At 52.9% G+C, this 3,089-nt stretch carries 1 rRNA gene; it reads left to right on the plus strand.

Annotated elements, in window-relative coordinates:
• The first annotated feature begins 164 nt into the window (after positions 1-164).
• Positions 165-3,088 (plus strand): 23S ribosomal RNA (locus tag MKX30_RS27330).
• Position 3,089: the final 1 nt, after the last annotated feature.

The raw sequence follows: 3,089 nt of genomic DNA on the forward strand, positions 1-3,089 counted from the left end.
TTGCACCTTGAAAACTGGATACCGAAACGAAATTGCGTTTTAGAATATTCCTTTAAGCTGATCTTGTGTAAACAAGTGAAATAAAGGTAGCTGCCTTGAATTTCATTCACACGTAAGTGTTGAACCGAAATTCAAAGCAAATCGTATTTACCATGTAAATACTAGGTTAAGCTACAAAGAGCACACGGAGGATGCCTAGGCGCCAGGAGCCGACGAAGGACGTGGCGAACAACGATAAGGCCTCGGGGAGCTGTAAGCAAGCTTTGATCCGGGGATGTCCGAATGGGGAAACCCGGCTGTCTTCATCGACAGTCACTTTCTGCTGAATACATAGGCAGAATAGAGGCAGACCAGGGGAACTGAAACATCTAAGTACCCTGAGGAAGAGAAAACAATAGTGATTCCGTCAGTAGCGGCGAGCGAACGCGGATTAGCCCAAACCAAGGAGCTTGCTCCTTGGGGTTGTGGGACGTCTCACATGGAGTTACAAAGGAACCGGTTAGATGAAGAGGTCTGGAAAGGCCCGCCAGAGAAGGTAAAAGCCCTGTAGTTCAAAACTTGTTCTCTCCGAGACGGATCCCGAGTAGTGCGGGGCACGTGAAACCCCGTATGAATCCGGCAGGACCATCTGCCAAGGCTAAATACTCCCTGGCGACCGATAGTGAAGCAGTACCGTGAGGGAAAGGTGAAAAGCACCCCGGAAGGGGAGTGAAATAGATCCTGAAACCGTGTGCTTACAAGAAGTCAGAGCCCGATCTATGGGTGATGGCGTGCCTTTTGTAGAATGAACCGGCGAGTTACGTTCCCGTGCAAGGTTAAGGTGAAGAGCTGAAGCCGCAGCGAAAGCGAGTCTGAATAGGGCGAATGAGTACGTGGACGTAGACCCGAAACCGGGTGATCTACCCCTGTCCAGGGTGAAGGTGCGGTAACACGCACTGGAGGCCCGAACCCACGCATGTTGAAAAATGCGGGGATGAGGGGGGGGTAGCGGAGAAATTCCAATCGAACCCGGAGATAGCTGGTTCTCCCCGAAATAGCTTTAGGGCTAGCCTCGGAAATAGAATCGTGGAGGTAGAGCACTGATTGGGTGCGGGGCCCGCAAGGGTTACCAAGCTCAGTCAAACTCCGAATGCCATAGATTTAGTTCCGGGAGTCAGACAGTGAGTGCTAAGATCCATTGTCGAAAGGGAAACAGCCCAGACCATCAGCTAAGGTCCCCAAGTGTGTGTTAAGTGGGAAAGGATGTGGAGTTGCACAGACAACCAGGATGTTGGCTTAGAAGCAGCCACCATTGAAAGAGTGCGTAATAGCTCACTGGTCGAGTGACTCTGCGCCGAAAATGTAACGGGGCTAAACACACCACCGAAGCTATGGCTTGATGCTTGCATCAGGGGTAGGGGAGCGTTGAATGCGGGTTGAAGGTGTACCGTAAGGAGCGCTGGACTGCATTCAAGTGAGAATGCCGGTATGAGTAACGAAAAGATCTGTGAGAATCAGATCCGCCGAAAGCCTAAGGGTTCCTGAGGAAGGTTCGTCCGCTCAGGGTAAGTCGGGACCTAAGGCGAGGCCGATAGGCGTAGTCGAAGGACAACAGGTCGAAATTCCTGTACCACCGTAATCCGTTATGAGCGATGGGGTGACGCAGTAGGGTAGTGACGCGGACTGATGGATGTCCGTCTAAGCAGTGAGGCTGGTGTGTAGGCAAATCCGCACATCGTAAGGCTGGGCTGTGATGGGGAGCGAAAATTGTAGTAGCGAAGGTCATGATCTCAGACTGCCAAGAAAAGCCTCTAGCCAGGAGAAGGTGCCCGTACCGCAAACCGACACAGGTAGGCGAGAAGAGAATTCTAAGGCGCGCGGAAGAACTCTCGTTAAGGAACTCGGCAAAATGACCCCGTAACTTCGGGAGAAGGGGTGCCTCGGTAGGGTGAATAGCCCGAGGGGGCCGCAGTGAAAAGGCCCAAGCGACTGTTTAGCAAAAACACAGGTCTGTGCGAAGCCGCAAGGCGAAGTATACGGGCTGACGCCTGCCCGGTGCTGGAAGGTTAAGGGGAGTGGTAAGCCTTCGGGCGAAGCTATGAACCGAAGCCCCAGTAAACGGCGGCCGTAACTATAACGGTCCTAAGGTAGCGAAATTCCTTGTCAGGTAAATTCTGACCCGCACGAATGGCGTAACGACTTGGGCGCTGTCTCAACGAGAGATCCGGTGAAATTTTAATACCTGTGAAGATGCAGGTTACCCGCGACAAGACGGAAAGACCCCATGGAGCTTTACTGCAGCTTGATATTGAATTTGGGTACGATCTGTACAGGATAGGTGGGAGCCGTAGAACTTTGAGCGCCAGCTTGAAGGGAGGCATCCTTGGGATACCACCCTGATCGTATCTAGGTTCTAACTTGGTACCGTAATCCGGTGCGAGGACAGTGTCAGGTGGGCAGTTTGACTGGGGCGGTCGCCTCCTAAAGAGTAACGGAGGCGCCCCAAGGTTCCCTCAGAATGGTTGGAAATCATTCGAAGAGTGCAAAGGCAGAAGGGAGCTTGACTGCGAGACCTACAAGTCGAGCAGGGACGAAAGTCGGGCTTAGTGATCCGGTGGTACCGCATGGAAGGGCCATCGCTCAACGGATAAAAGCTACCCTGGGGATAACAGGCTTATCTCCCCCAAGAGTCCACATCGACGGGGAGGTTTGGCACCTCGATGTCGGCTCATCGCATCCTGGGGCTGAAGTAGGTCCCAAGGGTTGGGCTGTTCGCCCATTAAAGCGGTACGCGAGCTGGGTTCAGAACGTCGTGAGACAGTTCGGTCCCTATCTGTCGTGGGCGTAGGAAATTTGAGAGGAGCTGTCCTTAGTACGAGAGGACCGGGATGGACGTACCGCTGGTGTACCAGTTGTTCCGCCAGGAGCACCGCTGGGTAGCTATGTACGGAAGGGATAAGCGCTGAAAGCATCTAAGCGTGAAGCCCCCCTCAAGATGAGATTTCCCAATTAGTAAGACCCCTTGAAGACGACGAGGTAGATAGGTTGGGGGTGGAAGTGCAGTAATGCATGGAGCTGACCAATACTAATCGGTCGAGGGCTTATCCTAA

It is taken from the genome of Paenibacillus sp. FSL P2-0173 (genome assembly GCF_038008045.1).
Taxonomy (GTDB): Bacteria; Bacillota; Bacilli; order Paenibacillales; family Paenibacillaceae; genus Paenibacillus; species Paenibacillus polymyxa_B.